The 16,584-nt window shown below is 72.0% G+C and carries 14 protein-coding genes; 5 read left to right on the forward strand and 9 right to left on the reverse strand.

Annotated elements, in window-relative coordinates:
- The first annotated feature begins 25 nt into the window (after positions 1-25).
- Positions 26-1,228 (forward strand): amino acid deaminase/aldolase, encoded by a 1,203-nt coding sequence (locus IF28_RS0127040; protein ID WP_030225265.1) that lies wholly within the window; start codon positions 26-28, stop codon positions 1,226-1,228.
- A gap of 4 nt (positions 1,229-1,232) precedes the next feature.
- On the opposite strand, the gene IF28_RS0127045 is transcribed toward IF28_RS0127040, so the two are convergent.
- From IF28_RS0127045 to IF28_RS0127060, 4 genes are read right to left on the reverse strand one after another with little or no spacing between them, the layout of a single operon-like run.
- Entirely contained in the window at positions 1,233-2,117 is an 885-nt protein-coding gene (locus IF28_RS0127045) for a DUF2510 domain-containing protein (protein WP_030225267.1), read from the reverse strand.
- Between the two features lie 28 nt (positions 2,118-2,145).
- Positions 2,146-2,928, reverse strand: coding sequence for a 3-oxoacyl-ACP reductase (locus IF28_RS0127050; protein WP_030225269.1), 783 nt, complete (start codon positions 2,926-2,928; stop codon positions 2,146-2,148).
- Positions 2,929-2,934: 6 nt separating this feature from the next.
- Complete coding sequence (locus tag IF28_RS0127055) at positions 2,935-4,308, reverse strand: aldehyde dehydrogenase family protein (protein WP_030225270.1); 1,374 nt, start codon at positions 4,306-4,308, stop codon at positions 2,935-2,937.
- 8 nt (positions 4,309-4,316) lie between these two features.
- A complete protein-coding gene (locus IF28_RS0127060; RefSeq protein ID WP_030225271.1) occupies positions 4,317-5,687 on the reverse strand; it encodes a glutamine synthetase family protein in 1,371 nt (456 codons plus the stop codon).
- 117 nt (positions 5,688-5,804) lie between these two features.
- On the opposite strand from IF28_RS0127060, the gene IF28_RS0127065 reads away from it, so the two are divergent.
- The 3 genes from IF28_RS0127065 (at position 5,805) to IF28_RS0127075 (ending at position 8,824) form a co-directional block, all read left to right on the forward strand.
- Positions 5,805-6,539, forward strand: a complete 735-nt coding sequence (locus IF28_RS0127065) for a FadR/GntR family transcriptional regulator (protein WP_030225273.1) — start codon at positions 5,805-5,807, stop codon at positions 6,537-6,539.
- Between the two features lie 138 nt (positions 6,540-6,677).
- Positions 6,678-8,126, forward strand: a complete 1,449-nt coding sequence (eat, locus tag IF28_RS0127070; protein ID WP_030225275.1) for an ethanolamine permease — start codon at positions 6,678-6,680, stop codon at positions 8,124-8,126.
- Between the two features lie 5 nt (positions 8,127-8,131).
- Complete coding sequence (locus IF28_RS0127075) at positions 8,132-8,824, forward strand: gamma-glutamyl-gamma-aminobutyrate hydrolase family protein (protein ID WP_030225277.1); 693 nt, start codon at positions 8,132-8,134, stop codon at positions 8,822-8,824.
- A gap of 140 nt (positions 8,825-8,964) precedes the next feature.
- On the opposite strand, the gene IF28_RS0127080 is transcribed toward IF28_RS0127075, so the two are convergent.
- Positions 8,965-9,906: a LysR family transcriptional regulator gene (locus IF28_RS0127080; RefSeq protein WP_030225279.1), complete on the reverse strand. Its 942-nt coding sequence runs from the start codon at positions 9,904-9,906 to the stop codon at positions 8,965-8,967.
- A gap of 70 nt (positions 9,907-9,976) precedes the next feature.
- Here IF28_RS0127080 and IF28_RS0127085 point away from each other — a divergent pair, with 70 nt between their 5' ends.
- The gene (locus IF28_RS0127085) at positions 9,977-11,152 is read left to right on the forward strand and encodes a TDT family transporter (protein WP_030225281.1); all 1,176 of its coding nucleotides are present in this window, start codon (positions 9,977-9,979) and stop codon (positions 11,150-11,152) included.
- On the opposite strand, the gene IF28_RS0127090 is transcribed toward IF28_RS0127085, so the two are convergent.
- The 4 genes from IF28_RS0127090 to IF28_RS0127105 all read right to left on the reverse strand — a co-directional run bounded on the left by IF28_RS0127090 (position 11,079) and on the right by IF28_RS0127105 (position 16,494).
- Positions 11,079-11,807 (reverse strand): helical backbone metal receptor, encoded by a 729-nt coding sequence (locus tag IF28_RS0127090; RefSeq protein ID WP_030225283.1) that lies wholly within the window; start codon positions 11,805-11,807, stop codon positions 11,079-11,081. The genes IF28_RS0127085 and IF28_RS0127090 overlap by 74 nt on opposite strands.
- Positions 11,804-12,373: a helix-turn-helix domain-containing protein gene (locus IF28_RS0127095; RefSeq protein ID WP_030225285.1), complete on the reverse strand. Its 570-nt coding sequence runs from the start codon at positions 12,371-12,373 to the stop codon at positions 11,804-11,806. Before IF28_RS0127095 ends, IF28_RS0127090 begins: the two co-directional genes overlap by 4 nt.
- A 418-nt stretch (positions 12,374-12,791) precedes the next feature.
- Positions 12,792-15,410 carry an ABC transporter permease/substrate binding protein gene (locus tag IF28_RS0127100; protein WP_030225288.1) on the reverse strand — a complete coding sequence of 873 codons (2,619 nt, stop codon included), beginning with the start codon at positions 15,408-15,410 and terminating at the stop codon, positions 12,792-12,794.
- Positions 15,403-16,494, reverse strand: a complete 1,092-nt coding sequence (locus IF28_RS0127105; protein WP_030225291.1) for a quaternary amine ABC transporter ATP-binding protein — start codon at positions 16,492-16,494, stop codon at positions 15,403-15,405. The genes IF28_RS0127100 and IF28_RS0127105 overlap by 8 nt, the downstream gene beginning before the upstream one ends.
- Positions 16,495-16,584: the final 90 nt, after the last annotated feature.

Consider the following 16,584-nt stretch of genomic DNA (forward strand, 5'->3'; position numbering starts at 1 on the left):
TAATCGCGTCTGGCAGGCTGCGTTCATGACTGTGCGCGCCGCCGACCGGGCCCGTTACGACAGGGCCACCGCACCGCTCGACGCCCCTTTCGCGATCGTGGACCTGGACGCCTTCGACGCCAACGCGGACGATCTGGTCCGCCGGGCGGGCGGGAAGCCGGTCCGGGTCGCGAGCAAGTCCGTACGCTGCCGTGCGCTGCTCGAACGGGTGCTCGCGCGGGACGGTTTCGCGGGGATCATGTCGTTCACCCTGGCCGAGTCCCTGTGGCTGGCCCGCTCCGGATTCGACGACGTCCTGCTGGCCTACCCCTCCGCCGACCGGTCCGCCTACGCGGAGCTCGCCGCCGATCCCAAGCCGGCCGCCGCCGTGACGGTCATGGTGGACGATCCGGCGCAGCTGGACCTGATCGACGCCTCGCGCGGGGGCGGCGGCGAAGTGGTCCGGGTGTGCCTGGAGTTGGACACGTCACTCAAGCTGTTCGGCGGGCGGGTGCGGATCGGTGCCCGGCGTTCCCCGCTGCACTCCCCCGCCCAGGTCGCGGAGTTCGCGCGCGCGGTGGCCCGGCGGCCGGGATTCCGGGTCGTGGGGATCATGGCGTACGAGGGTCATGTGGCCGGTGTGGGTGACGCGGTGGCCGGGCGCCCGCTGCGGTCGCGTGCGGTGCGGCTGATGCAGACCGCCGCGCGCCGGGAGCTGGCCGAGCGGCGGGCCGCGGTGGTACGGGCGGTCCGGGAGGTCGTACCGGAGCTGGAGTTCGTCAACGGCGGCGGCACGGGCAGTGTGCAGCACACCGCCGCGGAGGACGCGGTCACCGAGATCGCGGCCGGTTCGGGGCTGTACGTGCCGCGGCTGTTCGACAACTACACGTCGTTCGCCGGCCGTCCGGCCGCGCTGTTCGCGCTGCCCGTCGTACGGCGGCCCGGTGTCGGCGTGGTGACGGTGCTGGGCGGGGGCTATCCGGCGTCGGGGGCGCCCGGCGCGGACCGGCTGCCGGTGCCGTATCTGCCGGAGGGGCTGCGCTACGACCCGCAGGAGGGGGCCGGCGAGGTGCAGACGCCGCTGCTGGGGTCGCCCGCCGACGATCTGCTGATCGGCGACCGGGTGTGGTTCCGGCACGCGAAGGCGGGCGAGCTGTGCGAGCGGTTCGACGCGCTGCGTCTGGTGGAGGGCGACACGGTGACGGCGACCGTGCCGACGTATCGCGGCGAGGGCCACACGTTCCTGTAGCCGCTCAGTCCGCGGGGCCGATGCTGCTGCCGACGCCACCGGAGGAGGCCGTGTCGGTGACCGAGCGGATGCCGTTCGTGATGCGGTCCATGTCGGCCAGGGGCGGGCCGTCCTCGCCGGCGTCGAAGACGTAGCGGACGAGGACCGGGGAGCCGGTGCCGACGCTGGAGGGGAATACCAGTGACTGCACGTAGCCGCCGGGCCCCTTGGCGGTGGTGACGCGCCACCGCACGAGATATCCGGCGCGGCCCGCCACCGCGACCGGACCGGACTTCACGACCTCGTGGGACGTCAGGCCGCCATAGGGGCGCTGGCCGAGGGCGTCCTTGTCGAAGGCCGCGTCGGCCGCGTCGGAGACGTCCTCCTCGGCGAGCGCCTCGGGCGAGGTCTCGTCCTTCCCGGTGACGGTGCGGGAGATGACGAGGCCGTGCCGGCAGACGGTGCCGTCGCCGGGGCAGTCGTAGGTTCCGTCGGTGGTCATGACGACGTCGTCCTGGGGCACGTTCTTCGGCCGGACCCAGCCGTCGAGGAGCGGGAGGGTGATCCCGTTGAGCTGGTCCTCGACCACGTTCGGGTCCTCGGAGGAGGACGGCGACGGCGTCGGTGACGACGGCAGGGGCGGCGGGGCGGACGTGGAGCCCGTCGGGCCGCTCCGCGTCTTCGGTTCGCCGTCGTCACCGCCGAGCAGTACCGCACCGGTGACGACCGCCGCGACCAGCACGGCCCCGGCCGTGGTGAGCGCGATCGCCTTCGTACGGCCGCCGGACGGCGCCCGCGGCACGGCGGGAGCCCCGGGGGTGCGCCGGTGCTCGGTCCAGGCCGTGCCGTCCCACCAGCGTTCCAGGTGCGGGCCGTGCGGGTCGGCGTACCAGCCGGGCGGGGGCGTCATGCTCATCCCGGCACTGTAACGACGAGGGCTACAGCGGCGTGACGTACGCCCCCGAGATCCCGCCGTCCACGAGGAAGTCGGTGGCGTTGACGAAGGAGGAGTCGTCGCTGGCCAGGAAGGCGACGGCGGCGGCGATCTCGGCGGCGTCGGCGAACCGGCCGAGCGGGATGTGCACCAGCCGGCGGGCGGCCCGTTCGGGGTCCTTGGCGAACAGTTCCCGCAGGAGCGGGGTGTCGACCGGGCCGGGGCACAGGGCGTTGACCCGGATGCCCTCGCGGGCGAACTGCACCCCGAGTTCGCGGGACATGGCGAGCACGCCGCCCTTGGAGGCCGTGTACGAGATCTGGCTGGTAGCCGCCCCCATCCGGGCGACGAAGGACGCCGTGTTGATGATGGAGCCCCTGCCCTGGCGCCGCATGTAGGGGATGGCGGCCCTGCAGCACAGGAAGACGGAGGTGAGGTTGACGTCCTGGACGCGCTTCCAGGCGTCGAGCCCCGTCTCCAGGATGGAGTCGTCGTCGGGCGGGGAGATTCCCGCGTTGTTGAAGGCGACGTCGACGCTGCCGTAGGTGTCGTACGCGGTCCTGAACAGCGCCTCGACCTGCTCGGGGTCGGTGACGTCGACGTGCACGAAGATGCCGCCGGTCTCCTCGGCCGCGGCCTTGCCGCGTACCTCGTCCACGTCCGCGCAGACGACGTGCGCGCCCTCGGAGGCGAGCCGGCGGGCGGTGGCGAGTCCGATGCCGCTGCCGGCTCCGGTGACGACGGCGGTACGGCCGACGAGTCGGCGGCAGATGATCTCTTCGCTCATGTGCGGTCAGGCCTCCGTGCTGATGAAGACGTTCTTGGTTTCGGTGAAGGCGGTCAGCGCGTCCGGGCCGAGCTCGCGCCCGACCCCGGACTGCTTGAACCCGCCGAACGGGGTCCAGTAGCGCACGCTGGAATGGGAGTTGACGGACAGGTTGCCCGCGCGGACGGCCTGCGAGACGCGCAGGGCGCGGCCGACGTCGCGGGTCCACAGGGAGCCTGAGAGGCCGTAGTCGGTGGCGTTGGCCAGGCGTACGGCGTCGGCCTCGTCGTCGAAGGGGAGGACGACGGCGACGGGGCCGAAGACCTCCTCGACGGCCACCCGCGCCTGCGGGTCGACGCCGGTGAGGACGGTGGGCGGGAACCAGTACCCGGGGCCCTCGGGGGCCTTGCCGCGGATGCCGTCGAGGCCGTCGGTGGCGTAGGAGCGGACACGGGCGAGCTGGGCGGCGGAGATCAGCGGGCCCATGTCGACGCTCTCGTCCGCCGGGTCGCCGACCCGGACGGCCTCGATCGCGGGGGCGAGCAGTTCCAGGAACCGGTCGTGCGCGGAGCGCTGGACGAGGATGCGGGTGCGGGCGCAGCAGTCCTGCCCGGCGTTGTCGAGGAAGGACATGGGGGCGGCCGCGGCGGCGGCCTCCAGGTCGGCGTCGGCGAAGACGATGTTGGGGCTCTTGCCGCCGAGTTCGAGGGTGACGCGCTTGAGGTGGGCGGCGCCCTTGGCCCACACCTGTCTGCCGACGGCCGTGGACCCGGTGAACACGATCTTGGCGACGCCGGGGTGTTCGACGAGGGCGTTCCCGGTGACCGGGCCGTGTCCGGGGAGCACCTGGAACAGGCCCTCGGGCAGGCCGGCTTCCAGGGCGAGTCCGGCCAGGCGCAGGGCGGTGAGGGGGGTCGTCTCGGCGGGTTTGAGGAGCACCGCGTTGCCGGCGGCGAGGGCGGGTGCGGTGCCCCAGGCCGCGATGGGCATCGGGAAGTTCCAGGGGGCGATGACGCCGACGACGCCGAGCGGTTCGAGGAAGGTGACGTTCACGCCGCCGGGGACCGGGATCTGCCGGCCGGTGAGGCGTTCCACTCCCCCGGCCGCGTAGTCGAGCAGGTCGCGGACGTTGCCTGCCTCCCAGCGGGCGTTTCCCAGGGTGTGGCCGGCCTCGCGGACCTCCAGGCGGGCCAGTTCCTCGAGGTGCTCGTCGACGGTGGCGGCGAACCCGCGCAGCAGCCGGGCCCGGTCGGCGGGGGCGAGGGCGGCCCAGGCGGTCTGCGCGTGTGCGGCGCGTACGACGGCGGTGTCGACGTCGGCGGGGGTGGTGGCCGGGACGGTGGCGATCAGCTCCTCGGTCGCGGGGTTGCGTACCTGGAGCTCGGGGGGCTGGTCGGACACGGAGGGCCTCACATGCGTTCGAAGGAGCGGCGCAGCTCCCAGTCGGTGACCGCGGCGTCGAAGGCGTCGATCTCGACGCGCGCCATGTTGCGGTAGTGCGCGACGACCTCGTCGCCGAAGGCCGCCTTGGCGATCGGGCTGGTCTCCCACAGCTCGGCGGCCTCGCGCAGGGTGGTGGGGACGTGCGCGAAGTCGGCCGTGTAGGCGTTGCCCGCGCACCGCTCGGGCAGTTCGAGCTTCTGCTCGATGCCGTACAGCCCGGCCGCGACCATGCCGGCCACGGCGAGGTGGGGGTTGACGTCGCCGCCGGGCAGCCGGTTCTCGAAGCGCAGGGAGCGGCCGTGGCCGACCACGCGCAGCGCGCAGGTGCGGTTGTCGTGGCCCCAGGCGACGGCGGTGGGGGCGAAGGAGCCGGGCTGGAACCGCTTGTACGAGTTGATGTGCGGGGCGTAGAGCAGCGAGAACTCGCGGAGCGCGACGAGCTGCCCGGCGAGGAAGTGCCGCATGACCTCGGACATGGCGTCCGGTACCGCGGCGGAGTCGGGCATCGCGGTCCCGCCGTCGAGGCCGGCGAGGGAGAGGTGGATGTGGCAGGAGTTGCCCTCGCGCTCGTTGTACTTCGCCATGAAGGTGAGCGAGACGCCCTCCTGGGCGGCGATCTCCTTGGCGCCGGTCTTGTAGACGGCGTGCTGGTCGCAGGTGACCAGGGCCTCGTCGTAGCGGAAGGCGATCTCGTGCTGGCCCGGGTTGCACTCGCCCTTGGCGGACTCGACGGTGAGTCCGGCGCCGGCCATCTCGTTGCGGATACGGCGCAGCAGGGGCTCGACGCGGCCGGTGCCGAGCACCGAGTAGTCGACGTTGTACTGGTTCGCGGGGGTGAGCCCGCGGTAGCCGGCGTCCCAGGCCTGCTCGTAGGTGTCCTTGAAGACGATGAACTCCAGCTCGGTGCCGACCTGGGCGGTGTAGCCGAGGGCGGCGAGACGGTCCAGCTGGCGGCGCAGTATCTGCCGGGGGGCGGCGACGACCGGGGAGCCGTCGGCCCAGGCGAGGTCGGCGACGACCAGGGCGGTGCCCTCGTTCCAGGGCACCCGGCGCAGGGTGTCGAGGTCGGGGTACATGGCGAAGTCGCCGTAGCCGGTCTCCCAGGAGGACATGGCGTAGCCGTCGACGGTGTTCATGTCGGCGTCGACGGCGAGCAGGTAGTTGCAGCCCTCGGAGCCGTGGCGGAGGACCTCGTCGAGGAAGAAGCGTGCGGCGAACCGCTTGCCCTGGAGGCGTCCCTGCATGTCGGGGAAGGCCAGGACGACGGTGTCGATCTCGCCGCCGGCGACGAGGGCGCGCAGTTCCTCGACGGAGAGCGGGGGTGTGCGGTCTGCCACGGGAGGGCCTCCTCGGGCCGCTGCGAGTTGCTGTGGGGAGGGTGCGGGCTTCTGCGGTCGGGCCGGGAGCCATAAGGTATTGCGGGGAACCATTGCTTGGGAAGGGGGCGCGGCGGGATGCCGGACGATGCGGGCGGCGGGGTCGGTGACCGGCTGGCGCCGGTGCTGCGGCAGGTCCGCGCGGGCAACGGCTTCGAGGAGGCCCTGGAGCAGATCCTCCAGGTGGTGCGGCTGGGTCTGGTGGCGGACGGGGAGCGGCTGCCGGCCGAGCGCGAGCTGGCGGAGCGGCTGGGGATCAGCCGGGTGACGCTGCGCGAGGTGCTGAAGGTGCTCCAGGACCAGGGGCTGGTGGAGTCGCGGCGCGGCAGGTACGGCGGGACGTTCGTGCTGCCCCGCCCGACGGACACCGGCGGGGAGGAGCTGCGGCGGCGGATCGCCGAGGTCGACATCGAGGACGTGCTGCGCTTCCGGGAGGTGCTGGAGGTGGGCGCGGCGGGACTGTGCGCGGCGCACGGGCTGGCCCCCGAGCAGGCGGCGCGGCTGCGCGAGGCGCTGTCCGGCACGCGGGACGCGCCGCTGGCGGAGTACCGCCGCCTGGACACGCTGTTCCATCTCACGCTGGCGGAGCTGTGCGGTTCGCCGACGCTGACGGCGCGGTACGCGGCGGTACGGGCGTCGGTGAACGACCTGCTGGACTGCATCCCGCTGCTGGTGCGCAACCTGGAGCACTCGCAGCGGCAGCACACGGCGCTCGTGGAGGCGGTGCTGGAGGGGGACGCGGACGGGGCGCGGGAGACGGCGCGCGAGCACTGTGCGGGGACGGCGGCGCTGCTGCGGGGGTTCCTGGCGTGAGGTGATCCGGATGGTTTGCCGCGGCTTGATGCACGGGTCTTGCGCTCACGCCGTTCACGCCAGGAAGGTATGGGCCGACAAAGGTCTGGATCAGCTCCATTACCCGTTGCTCGCCACCGCCCCCTGCGGAGTCGCCCCGTGAGCCTTCCATCCGCGTCCCCCGAGCCCGCCGGTGAGGCGGACGACTACCTCGAACGCCGCAGACTGCGCCGTGGCAGCGCCGGCTGGCTGCTGCTGACCGGGCTCGGTGTCGCCTACGTCGTGTCCGGCGACTACTCGGGCTGGAACTTCGGCCTGGCCGAGGGCGGCTTCGGCGGCCTGGCCATCGCCATGGTGCTGATGGGCGCCATGTACACCTGCATGGTGTTCGCGCTGGCCGAGCTGTCGTCGATCCTGCCCACGGCCGGCGGGGGCTACGGCTTCGCCCGCCGGGCGCTCGGGCCGTGGGGCGGATTCCTCACCGGGACCGCGATCCTCATCGAGTACGTCCTCGCCCCGGCCGCGATCTCCATCTTCATCGGCGACTACGTCGAGTCCCTCGGCCTGTTCGGCCTGGAGTCCGGCTGGCCGGTGTACCTCGTCTGCTTCGTCGTCTTCATCGGCATCCATCTGTGGGGCGTCGGGGAGGCGCTGCGCTTCAGCTTCGTCGTCACGGGCATCGCGGTGGCGGCGCTGGTGGTGTTCGCGCTGGGCGCGCTGCCCGGGTTCGACGCGTCCTCGCTCGACGACATCCCGGTGGACTCCTCGGCGTTCGGGGCGAACTCCTGGCTGCCGATGGGTCTGTTGGGCATCTGGGCGGCGTTCCCGTTCGGCATGTGGTTCTTCCTGGGCGTGGAGGGCGTACCGCTGGCCGCCGAGGAGACGAGGGAACCGGCCCGTACGCTGCCGAGGGCGATCCGCTGGTCCATGGGCATCCTGGTGGTGCTGGCCGTGGTGACCTTCGTCGCGGCGGCCGGGGCGCGGGGCTCGGCGGCGGTCCAGGACGCGGGCAACCCGCTGGTGGAGGCGCTGCAGCCGGACGGCGAGGCGACGACGCTGAGCCGGATCGTCAACTACGCGGGCCTCGCCGGGCTCGTCGCCTCGTTCTTCTCGCTGATCTACGCCGGTTCGCGCCAGCTGTTCGCGCTGTCACGGGCGGGCTATCTGCCGAGGTTCCTGTCCCTCACCAGCAGTCGCAGGGCTCCGTATCTCGGTCTCCTCGTGCCGGGCGCGATCGGCTTCGCGCTGGCCGCGGGGACGGGCAACGGCGCCCGCATGCTGAACATCGCCGTCTTCGGCGCGACGATCTCGTACGCGCTGATGTCCCTCTCGCACATCGTGCTGCGCCGCCGGGAACCGGAACTGCCGCGGCCGTACCGGACCCCGGGCGGGGTGCTGACCTCCTCCGTCGCGCTGGTGCTGGCCTGTGCGGCGCTGGTGGCGACGTTCCTGGTGGATGTGACGGCGGCGTTCATCGCGCTGGCCGTGTACGGCGTGGCGGTCGCCTACTTCGGGCTGTACAGCCGCAAGCATCTGGTGGCGAGGGCACCGGAGGAGGAGTTCGCGGCGCTGGCGGCGGCCGAGGCGGAGTTGACACGGGAAAGGTGAACGGCATGACGGCGAGGCCACTCATCGGCATCAGTACGTACGCGGAGCCCGAGGTGAGCTGGGGGGCGTGGCGGCTCGACGCCGCGCTGCTGCCGGCCGGCTATCCGAGGCTGGTGCAGCGGGCGGGAGGGCTGGCCGCGATGCTCCCGCCGGACGCCCCGGAGCACGCGGCGGCGACCGTGGCCCGCCTGGACGGCCTGGTCATCGCGGGCGGTCCTGACGTGGAGCCGGTCCACTACGGCGCCGAGCCGGACCCCCGCACGGGCCCGCCCGACCGGGCGAGGGACGCCTGGGAACTGGCCCTGATCAAGGCGGCCCTGGCCCAGGGGGTCCCGCTGCTCGGCATCTGCCGGGGCATGCAGCTCCTGAACGTCGCGTTGGGCGGCACCCTGACCCAGCACATCGACGGCCACGCGACCGCCCCGGGCACCTTCACCCACCACTCGATCAAACCGGTCCCGGGCACCCTCTACGCCGCGGCGTCCCCCGCCCAGATGTCGGTTCCCACCCACCACCACCAGTCGGTGGACCGACTCGGCAAGGACCTGTCCCCCTCGGCCCACGCGGAGGACGGCACGGTGGAAGCCATCGAACTCCCCCCACCCGCATGGACCCTGGGCATCCAATGGCACCCGGAAATGTCCAACGACCTCAGCATCATGCGGTCCCTGGTCGACTCGATCCGCGGCCTCCCGTAAACACCGCACCGCGCGAACACCCCCCGCCCCCGCCCCCGCTCCCGCGGGCAATCGTGTCGCTGGGGCGGCACGGGTGGGCGCGACGGCACCCTGCAAACGCCGGGCCGCGCGAACACCCCCGCCCGCGGCCCCGGCCGACCTCACCCCCGCGTCAGTGACAACAGATCCCGAGCCGGCCCCGTGGGCCGGTGCCCCGTGGGCCACACCGCCCGCAAGTCGCGAGCCAGCGCCACCCCGTCCACCGGAATCCGCACCAGCCGCCGCAACGCCAGCTCCTCCCCCACCGCCAGTTCACTCAGCACCGCCGGCCCCGCCCCACCCACCGCCGCGGCCTTCACCGCAGTGGTCGAGGACAGCTCGATGAGCGGCCGAGCCAGCCCCCCGAGCGCGGCGTCCAGCACCTGCCGGGTCCCCGACCCCTCCTCCCGGAGAATCAGCGGCGTCGCCGCCAGTTCCTCCGCCGCCAGCGCCCGCCGCCGCCGCGCCCACGCATGCGACGGCGCCGTCACCACGATCAGCCGGTCGTGCCCGATCACCGCGGAGTCCAGCCCCGTCGACACCGTGAGCCCCTCCACGAACCCCACGTCCGCCTCCCCGGACAGCAACCGCTCCGCCACCGCCGCCGAGTTCCCCGCGAGCAGCGACACCGCCGTGTCCGGCCGCTCCGCGCGCAGCGCGAGCAGCCACCCGGGCAGCAGATACTCGGCGATCGTCATGCTCGCGGCGACCCGCAGCCGCGAGTCCCTGCGGTCCCGCAGCGCCTGCGCGCCCACGTCGAACGCCTCCGCCGCCTCCACGATCCGTCGCGCCCAGTCGGTGACGAGCGCCCCCGCGTCCGTGAGCCGCGACCCGCGCGGCGACCGGTCGACCAGCGCCACCCCCAACTGCCGTTCCATCGACCGGATACGGCTGCTGGCGGCCGGCTGGGTGATGCCCAGTTCCCGCGCCGCCCCGCCCAGACTCCCCAACCGGGCCACGGCCAGCAGCAGTTCCAGCGCGCCGAGGTCCGGCACCCGGTGCGCCAGGGACCCCGGACTCACCGTGCGCTGCCCCGGATGATCGTGGTCGTCCGTCTTGCTCATAAGCCCAGCTTATGCCGCCATAGAGGAGTGCTCCCTGGTCACGGCGCCCCGCCCGTCCGACCGTAGGACCATGGTCACCGCAACCCGGCGCCTGCCGCCCCTCCCCCGTGCCACCGCACGGCCCCCGCGCACCACGGCCGTCCGTCACCTCGGACCCAACTGGTACGCCTGCGTCATGGGCACCGCCATCGTCGCCGGAGCGGGAGCCACGCTCCCCGTCGTCCCCGTGCACGCACCCGGCCCGCGCCTCGCGCTCACCACCGTCTGGGCCCTGTCCCTGGTTCTCCTCGGCGTCCTCCTCACCGCCCGCGCCCTGCACTGGGCCCACCATCGCGACCGCGCCCGCGCCCACCTCCTCGACCCGGCCATGGCCCCCTTCTACGGCTGTCTCTCCATGGCCCTGCTGGCCGTCGGCGGCGGCGGTCCGGCCCTCGGCCGGGACTGGATCGGGCTGCGCGCGGCGGTCGTCCTCGACGCCGTGCTGTTCACCGCCGGCACGGCCGTCGGACTGGCGGCGGCCGTGGCCGTCCCGTACCTCATGGCCGTACGCCACCGGGTGACGGCGGACGACGCGTCGCCCGTCTGGCTGCTGCCGCTGGTCGCGCCCATGGTGTCCGCCGCGCTCGGTCCCCGCCTGGTGCCGTACCTCCCGGAGGGCCAGGCCCGCGCGACCCTGCTGCTCGCCTGCGTCGCGATGTTCGGGCTGTCCCTGCTGGCCACCCTGATCACGCTGCCGCTGGTCTTCGGCCGGCTGCTCACCGGCGGTCCGCCGCCCCTCGCGCTCACCCCGGCGCTGTTCCTGGTGCTCGGGCCGCTCGGCCAGTCCACGACCGCCGTCGGCGCGTTCGCGGACGTCGCACCGGGGGTCGTGGCGGCGCCGTACGCCGAGGGTTTCCGGGTGCTCGCGGTGTTGTACGGGGTGCCGGTCATGGGATTCGCGCTGCTGTGGCTGGGCCTTGCCGCCGCGCTGGTCGTACGGGCATGGCGGCGGGGTATGCGGTTCGCGATGACGTGGTGGGCCTTCACGTTCCCGGTCGGGACGTGTGTCACCGGCGCGGGAGCCCTCGCCGCGCACACCGGGCTGGCCGCCTACGACGTGCTGACGCTCGTCCTGTACGCCCTGCTGCTGGTGGCCTGGGCCGTCGCCGCCCGGTGCACCGCGCGCGGGCTGGTCAGCGGCGCGCTGCTCGCAGGGCCCGTGCCAGCGCTGCCGGGGCCTCGGTCAGCGACGGCCCGTACCAGGTGAGGTGCCGGCCGTCGACGAGCGCGCAGGGCAGTCCGGGGAAGGCCTCCGGGCCGTCGTCGGCGGTGAAGCGGTAGGGCTCGTCGGGGAGCACGACGAGGTCCGGCTCCGCCGCGCGCAGCACGTCGGCCGGGACCCGGGGATAGCGCTCCGGATGGCCCGCGTACAGGTGGTCGACGCCGAGGCGGGTGAGCAGGTCGCCCGCGAAGGTGTCGCGGCCCAGCACCATCCAGGGCCGCCGCCAGATCGGCACGACCGCCGTCCGGCGCTCCGCGGGCTCGGGCACCGCCGCCCAGGCGGCCTCGGCCTCGTCCAGCCAGCGGGGGCGGGCGGTGATCCCGCACGCGGTGAGCACCCGGTCCAGTTCACGGAACGCGGCAGGCAGGGTCCGTACCTCGGTCACCAGCACGTCGATTCCGGCCGCGCGCAGGGCTTCCAGGTCCGGCTCGCGGTTCTCCTCCTCGTTGGCGATCACCAGATCGGGGGCGAGGGCGACGATCCGTTCGACCTTCGGGTTCTTGGTGCCGCCGACGCGTACGACGTCCAGCCCGGCCGGGTGGGTGCACCAGTCGGTGGCGCCCGCCAGGGCGCCGGGGGCGGAGAGCGCCACGGCCTCGGTGAGCGACGGGACGAGGGAGACGATCCTGGCGGGGCTCATCGGCGCGGCTTGTCCCGTACCGCCTCGATGTGTTCGGCGACGGCGACGACCAGCAGCCGGGTCTCCGGCACCGTGGCCCGCCAGCGGTGCCGTACGCCGCCGGTGAGGTACAGGGTGTCGCCGCGGCCGAGCCGGTACGCCCTGCCCTCCGCCTCGATCTCCACGGCGCCGTCCGCCACATACATCAACTGGTCGTTGCGGAACTGGAGTTCACGGCCCGCGTCATGGTCGCCGGTGAACTCCGAGGCGTACATCTGATGGTGACCGCGTACCAGGGACCGCACCCGTGGCTCGGTCCACGGCTCGGCGCCGTCGGCGCGGACGACGTCCACGCTGCACGCCGGGTCGGCGGCGGCGAGGAGTTCCACGGCGGTGGTGCGCAGGGCGTCGGCGACCTTCTCCAGCGAGGTCTGGCTGGGCCGCGCCCGCTCGTTCTCGATCTGGCTCAGGAACGGGACCGACAGGCCGCTGCGCTCGGCCACGACGGCGAGCGTGAGGTCCAGCGCACGGCGTCGCCGCCGGACGGCCGCGCCCACCCGCAGGGGCTGTTCCTTGTGGTCGCCCATCGCTCCGGCTCCCTCCTCACCGATCGTCCCGCACCCCGTGCGCCGCTGTTCGGGCGCACTCCTTCTGTTGGGTTGTCTGCACCCTACGCATGTTCGGCAAACCGTTTCAGGCGCCTGTCACGTCGCCGTCGTGCCCGACCGGCGCCGACCCGCCAGTTCGCGCCAGCCGCCGCGGGGCCCCCTCGATTTCCCCCGCATGCGATAAGGGGTGTTCCCGCCATTGTTCACCTCCTCCGCCCGTAGGTCACGGGGTAGGTCCGGGGAGGGCTTTACGTTGCGTGGTTGTCCGGATTCTTTCCGTGTTTCCGTTCAGGTCGGGAGGGGTTCGAAGGCCCGGGAGAGGCCGAAGGGGCGGGCCCGGGCCGCGCCGTCAGGTGCGGGTCCGGGCCCGCCCCCTCGGGCGCGGCCGGTACGGCGGTTACTGCGGGGTCATCCGCTCCACCATGCCCGGGTGCTCCTTCAGCCAGTCCGCGACGGCCTCCTCCTCGTTGCCCTGGCCGCGGTCCTTGATCTCGGCCTCCAGGCTGCCGAGCTCGTCCTCGCTCATCTTGAAGTTCTTGATCCACTCGGTGAGCTGCGGATACTGCTCGGGGAACTTCTTGCTGGAGATGGTGCGGATCGTGTTGCCCTCGCCGAAGGCCTTCTTCGGGTCCTTCAGCTTGGTCAGCTCGTAGTCGCTGTACGCCCAGTGCGGGGACCACAGGGTGACCGCGACGGGCTCCTTCTTGGCGAGGGCGCGCTTGAGCTCGGCCAGCATCGCCGGCGTGGAGCCGTCGACGACCTCGTACTCGTCCTCCAGGCCGTAGCCCGGCATGACCTCGTTCTTGAGCAGCTGCATCTCACCGGTGCCCGGCTCGATGCCGATGATCCGCCCGTCGAACAGGTCCGCCTTGCCCTTGAGGTCCGCCAGGGACTTCACGTCCTTGACGTACGACGGGACGGCGATCTCCAGCGACGTGGGCTCGTACCAGGTGCCCAGGTCGGTGAGCTGGTCTTTGCTCTTGTCCCAGTAGTTCTTCTGCGCGTACGGCAGCCAGGCGTCGAAGTTGAGGTCGAGGTCCCCGGAGGCGAGGCCGGTGTAGACCGGGCCGACGTCCATCTGCTTCAGGTTCATCTTGTAGCCGCGCCGCTCGAGGACGTTCTTCCACAGGTAGGTGACGGCGACGTCCTCCTCCCACGGGAACCAGGCCACGTCCAGCGCCCGCTTCGCCTCGGCGGGCGTACCGCCCGAGCCGGACTCGACCGGCGCCAGCTTGTCGACGACACCCGGGTTGTCCTTCAGCCAGGCGCGGACGGCGTCCTGCTGCTTGCCCTTGCCGGCCTTGTTGATCTCGGCTTCCAGGCTGGTGAGCTGCTTCTCGGTCATCGAGAAGTCCTTCAGCCACTGGCCCACGGCGGGGTTCTCGCCGGCGAAGCCCTTGCGGGACAGCGTGTGCACGCCGTCGCCCTTGCCCCAGGTGCCCTTGGGGTCCTTCAGCTTCTTCAGGTCGTAGTCGCTGTACGCCCAGTGCGGCGACCAGAGGGTGACGACGACCGGTTCCTTCTTGCTGTAGGCCCGCTTCAGCTCGGCCAGCATCGCCGGCGTGGAGCTGTCGACGACCTTGTACTCCTTGTCCAGGCCGTATTCCTTGAGGACCTTGCTCTTCAGCAGGCCCATCATGCCGGCGCTGGACTCGATGCCGGTGATCTCCCCGCCGAAGGCGGACGCCTTGCCCTTGAGGTCCTCGAGGGAGTTGACGTCCTTCATGTACGACGGGACGGTCAGCTCCAGCGACGTCTCGTCGTACCAGGAGCCGAGGTCGTCGAGCTGCTTGCCGTACTTCTTCCAGTACGCCTCGTGGGTGGTGGGCAGCCAGGAGTCCGTCTGGAAGTCGATGTTGCCCTGTGCGAGGGCGGTGTACAGCGGGCCGGCCTCGAACTGCTTGGCGTCGACCTCGAAACCGCGCTGCTCCAGGATCTCCTTCCACAGGAAGGTGGAGGCGACGCCCTCGTCCCAGGGGATGTAGCCGATGGTGATCTTCTTGCCGTTGCCGACGTTCTTGCCGTCCGCGGCGGGGGCGGAGCCGCCGGAGCCGGAGCCGAAGATCCCCATGCCGCCCGCGACCAGCGCGAGGACGACGACACCGACCACGGCGACCTGCGGACGGGGCCGGTACGACCAGATCTTCAGCCCCTGCGTGGCGCGCGCCTTGGCGGCGGCACGCCGGCCGAGCGGGGAGACCTGGGTGCCCAGGGCGCTGGTCATCCGGTCCAGGTAGATCGCCAGGATGACGATGGCGATGCCGGACTCGGCGCCGAGACCGATGTTCAGCTGGCCGATGGCCTCGATGACGGCGCCGCCGAGTCCGCCGGTGCCGACCATGCCGGCGATGGCGGCCATGGACAGACCGAGCATGATCACCTGGTTGACGCCCGCCATCACCGTGGGCAGCGCCAGCGGCAGCTGGACGCGCAGCAGGGTGTTGCGCGGGGTGGTGCCGAACGCCTCGGCCGCCTCGACCAGTTCCTTGTCGACCTGGCGGATGCCCAGCTCGGTCATGCGCACGCCCGGAGCGAGCGCGAAGATCAGCGTGGCGACGATGCCCGGGGCGGATCCGGTCCCGAAGAACAGGATCGCCGGGATGAGGTAGATCATCGCGGGCAGCGTCTGCATGAAGTCCAGGATCGGCCGGACCACGGCGCTGACCCGGTCCGAGCGGGCCGCCCAGATGCCCACCGGCACCGATATGACCAGCGCGATCACCGTGGCGACGATGACAAGGGACAGCGTCACCATCGAGTCCTCCCACAACTCCATGGAGTCGAGGAAGGCGAAACCGACGAAGGTGAGGACACCGGCGAAGGTGCCGCGCAGCCAGAACGCGATGACCGCGAAGATGCCGCAGAGGATCAGCGGCTCGGGGGCCTGGAGTACAGCGTTGACACCGTCGTAGGCACCCGTGAAGACGGCCTTGAAGAAGTCGAACAGCCAGCTGACGTTGGCGAGCAGCCAGTCGACGGCGCTGTTGACCCAGTCGCCGAGCGGAATCCTAGGCACGGGCCATCACCTTCTCGCCGCCCTTGTCGCGCGGGGTGTCGCACACCCCGGGATCGGCCTCCTCGTCGCCGAGGAAACCGATGAGGCGCTGCCGGGGCACGACACCGACCAGCGCGCCCTCCTTGTCGAGCACGGCCACGGGGTGCGGCACACGCGCGCTGATCGCGCACAGGTCGGTGAACGGCGTGTCCGTCGACGCGGTCTCACAGCCGCAGTCGGCCTCGTCACCGCGCACCTCGCGCTCCATCACGGAACCGGCCGTGAGGACGCGCGAGCGGTCGACGTCCTGGGTGAAGGAGGCGACGTAGTCGTTGGCGGGCCGGATCAGGATGTCCTGCGCGGTGCCGATCTGTTCGATACGGCCGTCCCGCATCATCGCGATCCGGTCCCCCAGGCGCATGGCCTCGTTGAGGTCGTGGGTGATGAAGACGATCGTCTTCTTCAGCTTCTTCTGCAGTTCGATCAGCTGGTCCTGCATGTCGCGGCGGATCAGCGGGTCGAGCGCGCTGAAGGACTCGTCCATCAGCAGCAGGTCGGCGTCGGTGGCGAGCGCGCGGGCGAGACCGACCCGCTGCTGCATACCGCCGGACAGCTCGTCGGGCCACGACTTCTCCCAGCCGGCCAGGCCGCACAGGGCGAGCGCCTCGTCGGCGCGGCGTTCGCGCTCGGCGCGGGGCACGCCCTGCACTTCAAGACCGTAGGCAGCGTTGTCACGGACACTGCGGTGCGGGAACAGCGCGAAGTGCTGGAAGACCATGCTGATCTTCTTGGAACGGACCTTGCGCAGTTCCCGGTCGGGCAGCGCGGTCAGGTCCTCGCCGTCGAAGCGCACATGTCCGGCGGTCGGCTCCAGCAGTCCGTTCAGCATGCGCAACAGCGTGGACTTGCCGGAGCCCGACAGGCCCATGACGACGAAGATCTCGCCCGGCTCCACGGTGAACGAGGCGTCGATCACGGCGGCGGTGGTGCCGTCGGCGCGCAGTTCCTCCCGGTCGGCTTTCTTCTGGCGCAGTCGTTCGACCGCCTGGTCCGGTCGTCTGCCGAACACCTTGAACAGGCGCTCGGCCTCAAGCCTGGATGACACGCGTACCTCTTGTCTCGACGGCAAATGGCTGAAGCGATGCCGGACGGGCAGCTGCACGCGGCCCAAAACAGTTGAATCCGTAACCGGCAT

It is taken from the genome of Streptomyces sp. NRRL WC-3626 (genome assembly GCF_000718785.1).
GTDB lineage: Bacteria > Actinomycetota > Actinomycetes > Streptomycetales > Streptomycetaceae > Streptomyces > Streptomyces edwardsiae.